This window comes from Ideonella sp. P3_A4 (assembly GCF_056403075.1).
Genome location: NZ_JBFUGE010000630.1, coordinates 1 through 3,330 on the forward strand (window position 1 = coordinate 1; position 3,330 = coordinate 3,330).

3 protein-coding genes are annotated in these 3,330 nt (G+C 67.4%); 2 read left to right on the forward strand and 1 reads right to left on the reverse strand.

What is annotated here, in order from left to right; all coding sequences use genetic code 11:
- The coding region (polA, locus tag AC1DYI_RS30205; RefSeq protein WP_477207810.1) for a DNA polymerase I at window positions 1-1,817 on the forward strand (1,817 nt) is incomplete at its 5' end.
- A gap of 217 nt (window positions 1,818-2,034) precedes the next feature.
- Window positions 2,035-2,928 (forward strand): diguanylate cyclase domain-containing protein, encoded by an 894-nt coding sequence (locus tag AC1DYI_RS30210; protein ID WP_477207811.1) that lies wholly within the window; start codon window positions 2,035-2,037, stop codon window positions 2,926-2,928.
- A gap of 21 nt (window positions 2,929-2,949) precedes the next feature.
- Here AC1DYI_RS30210 and AC1DYI_RS30215 read toward each other — a convergent pair.
- A partial coding sequence (locus tag AC1DYI_RS30215) for a hypothetical protein (protein WP_477207812.1) occupies window positions 2,950-3,330 on the reverse strand: 381 nt, incomplete at its 5' end.

The following is a 3,330-nucleotide window of genomic DNA, read 5'->3' on the forward strand; positions in this document are numbered from 1 at the left end:
CGATTGCCCTGGCCCGTGAATACGAGTGCATCACCAGCCGTGAGCGCCTGGACGCCTGGCTCGACGTGTTGCGCGGCGCATCGCTGACGGCGATCGACACCGAAACCGATTCGCTCGACCCGATGCGCGCGCGTATCGTCGGCGTCTCGTTCGCCATCGAACCCGGCCGCGCCGCCTATGTGCCGCTGGCGCACGACTACCCCGGCGCCCCGGACCAGTTGCCGCTGGACGAGGTGCTGGCGCTGATGAAGCCGTGGCTCGAGGACGTGGCGGCGGCGAAGGTCGGCCAGAACATCAAGTACGACCAGCATGTGTTCGCCAACCACGGCATCGAGGTGCGCGGCTACACCCATGACACCCTGCTGCAAAGTTATGTGCTGGAAGCGCACCTGAAGCACAGCCTGGAAAGCCTGGCCGAGCGCCACCTGGGCCGGCAGGGTTTGAGCTACGAGCAGGTCTGCGGCAAGGGCGCGAACCAGATCTCGTTTTCGCAGGTTGACCTGGCACAGGCGACGACCTACAGCGGTGAAGACAGCGAGATGACGCTGCAGGTGCACCAGACGCTGTGGCCGCAGATCGAAGCCGAGAAGGGCATGCGCGAGATCTACGAGCGCATCGAGATGCCGGTCTCGACGATTCTCGAGCGGGTCGAGCGCCATGGTGTGTTGATCGACGCGGCCCTGCTCGCCACGCAAAGCCGCGAGCTGGCCGAGCGCATGCTGGCGCTGGAACGTGAGGCCTACGAACTGGCCGGCCAACCCTTCAACCTGGGCTCACCCAAGCAGATCGGCGAAATCCTGTTCGGCCGCCTTGGCCTGCCGGTGAAAAAGAAGACCGCCAGTGGCGCGCCGAGCACCGACGAAGACGTGCTGCAGGAGCTGGCGGCCGACTACCCGCTGCCGGCCAAGCTGCTGGAGCATCGTTCGTTGAGCAAGCTGAAGGGTACCTACACCGACAAGCTGCCGCTGATGGTGAACCCGAGCACCGGCCGAGTGCACACCAACTACGCGCAGGCGGTGGCAGTGACGGGGCGCTTGTCGAGCAACGACCCGAACCTGCAGAACATCCCGATCCGCACGCCTGAAGGCCGGCGCGTGCGCGAGGCCTTCATCGCGCCGCCGGGCCACAAGATCATCAGCGCCGACTACTCGCAGATCGAGCTGCGCATCATGGCTCACATCAGCGGCGACCCGGGCCTGACCAAGGCCTTCGCCGAAGGCATGGACGTGCACCGCGCCACCGCGAGCGAAGTGTTCGGCATCGCGCCGGACACGGTCACCTCTGAACAACGGCGTTATGCGAAGACCATCAACTTCGGGCTGATCTACGGCATGGGCGCCTTCGGCCTGGCGCAAAGCCTGGGCATTGACCAGAAGGCCGCGCGCAACTACATCGATCGCTACTTCGACCGCTTCGCCGGGGTGAAGCGCTACATGGACGAGACCAAGGCTCGCGCCGCCGATGTGGGCTACGTCGAAACGCTGTTCGGCCGTCGCATCTACCTGCCCGAGATTCGCGGCGGCAACGGCCCGCGCCGCTCGGGCGCCGAGCGCCAGGCGATCAACGCGCCGATGCAAGGCACTGCGGCCGACCTGATCAAGCTCGCAATGATCGCGGTGCAGGGCGCGCTGGACACCGAACAGCGTGCCACCCGCATGGTGATGCAGGTGCACGATGAACTGGTGCTTGAGGTGCCCGAGGCCGAGCTCGACTGGGCCAAGGAAGCGGTGCCGCGCCTGATGGCCGGTGTGGCGAGCTTCAGCGTGCCGCTGCTGGCCGAGGTCGGGGTGGGGGCGAACTGGGACGAGGCCCATTGAATGGAGCACCCGGTGGCGGAGTACCGCCACCACCCGCCGAGCGGGTAGCTCGGTGCTGCTGAAGCACCAGCAACCGGCGCATTGACACCTCGCCCGAGTGGGGTTCGCCTCTTGGCGGGCCCCATCTCTCGTGGTTTGCACCACCTTGGTGTTTACAAGCGTGTCAGCCCAGGCGCGGAACGTGCATGATGGCTCACGCCCGCGAAGAGGCACACCCATGTCCGACCCGTTCCACATCCTCTGCCTCAGCGCCCAAGCGCCGGATCTGGTGACCTCGGCCTTCGGGCCGTTCGTGGTCCAGGCCTGCACCAAGCTTGAGGAGCTGACAAATCAGCTGCATGTGCAGGCTTACGACGCGGTGTTGTTCGACCTGAAGCTGACCGGCGGCGCCGAGCGGCTGTTGCACTGGCCGGGGCTGCCGCGAGCGGTGCTGGAGTCGGCTGTCGTCGTGATCGGGCCCGAGCCCACGCCGGCTGTTTGCATGCGCCTGCTGCAGGCGGGTGTGCGCGATGTGCTGTCCAGTCGCGAGGCCACGCCCGAGGTGCTGGGCCGGGTGTTGCGCCTGGCAATTGAGCGCAAGCGGATCGACGATGCGGCGCGGCGCGCCTACAGCATCGACCTGACCACCGGCCTGCCCAACCACAACCAGTTGCAAGAGCACATGACGCACTTGCTGGCGCTGCGTGAGCGCGAGCCGGCGGCGATGGCCTTGATCGTGCTGCACCTCGATGGCTTCCGTAGTGTCGAGGCCAACCTGGGCGCCGAAGCGGCCAACGTGCTTCGCCGCAAGGCGGCAGTTCGGCTGCGTGCCTCGCTGCGGGCGAGTGACGTGGTGGCCTCGCTGGGGCCGGACATGTTCGCCGTGCTGCTGGCCTGGTTGGACACCGACGAAGACGCTGAGCATGTGGCCCGCAAGCTGCTGGCGGCGGTCAATCAACCGTTCCAGGTGGCGGGACAAGACGTGCCGGTTGGCGCGCGCCTCGGCATCAGCCAGTACCCGGGTCACGGCAAAGACGCGGGCGCGCTGCTGCGCCATGCGGTGAGCCAGGCCTCGGGCGGCAGCTTTGGTCGTCTGCTCGGGCAGGGTGCCGCGGCGAACGACGAGTCTTGAGCTCGGCCGCCGCGTCCTGAGCTACGCGGCTTTGCCGCGACCGCGCCACCAAACGGCGAACAGGCCCAGCAGGCCAACACCGCCCGCCAGCAGCCAGCCCCAGGGCAGGTCGTCTGCCGGGGGCGGGGGCGCCGTGACAGGCTCTTCGGTGTCTGGTCTCGAGAAGGGGTTCAATCCGACGTGGCCAGCCTCGCCCGGGTTGGTGTCCGCCGGGGTCGAAGCGGCAGCCCCTACCGCCATGGCCGGCAGGCCGGAGAGATCGGCGGTCTGCATGCCGGTGCGCCAGATCCAGCCGAGACCGCTCCACAGCAGGTAGGCGTCTTCGTCGTCATCCGATTCATTGGCCGGCCCGCCGGGCATGGGCTGCAGCTTCGGCTGGGGTCGTTCGGACCGACGATGTAG

Coding starts and splice junctions, on each gene's coding strand:
- AC1DYI_RS30210 (WP_477207811.1), top strand. CDS start 2,035: ATGTCCGACCCGTTCCACATCCTCTGCCTCAGCGCCCAAGCGCCGGAT.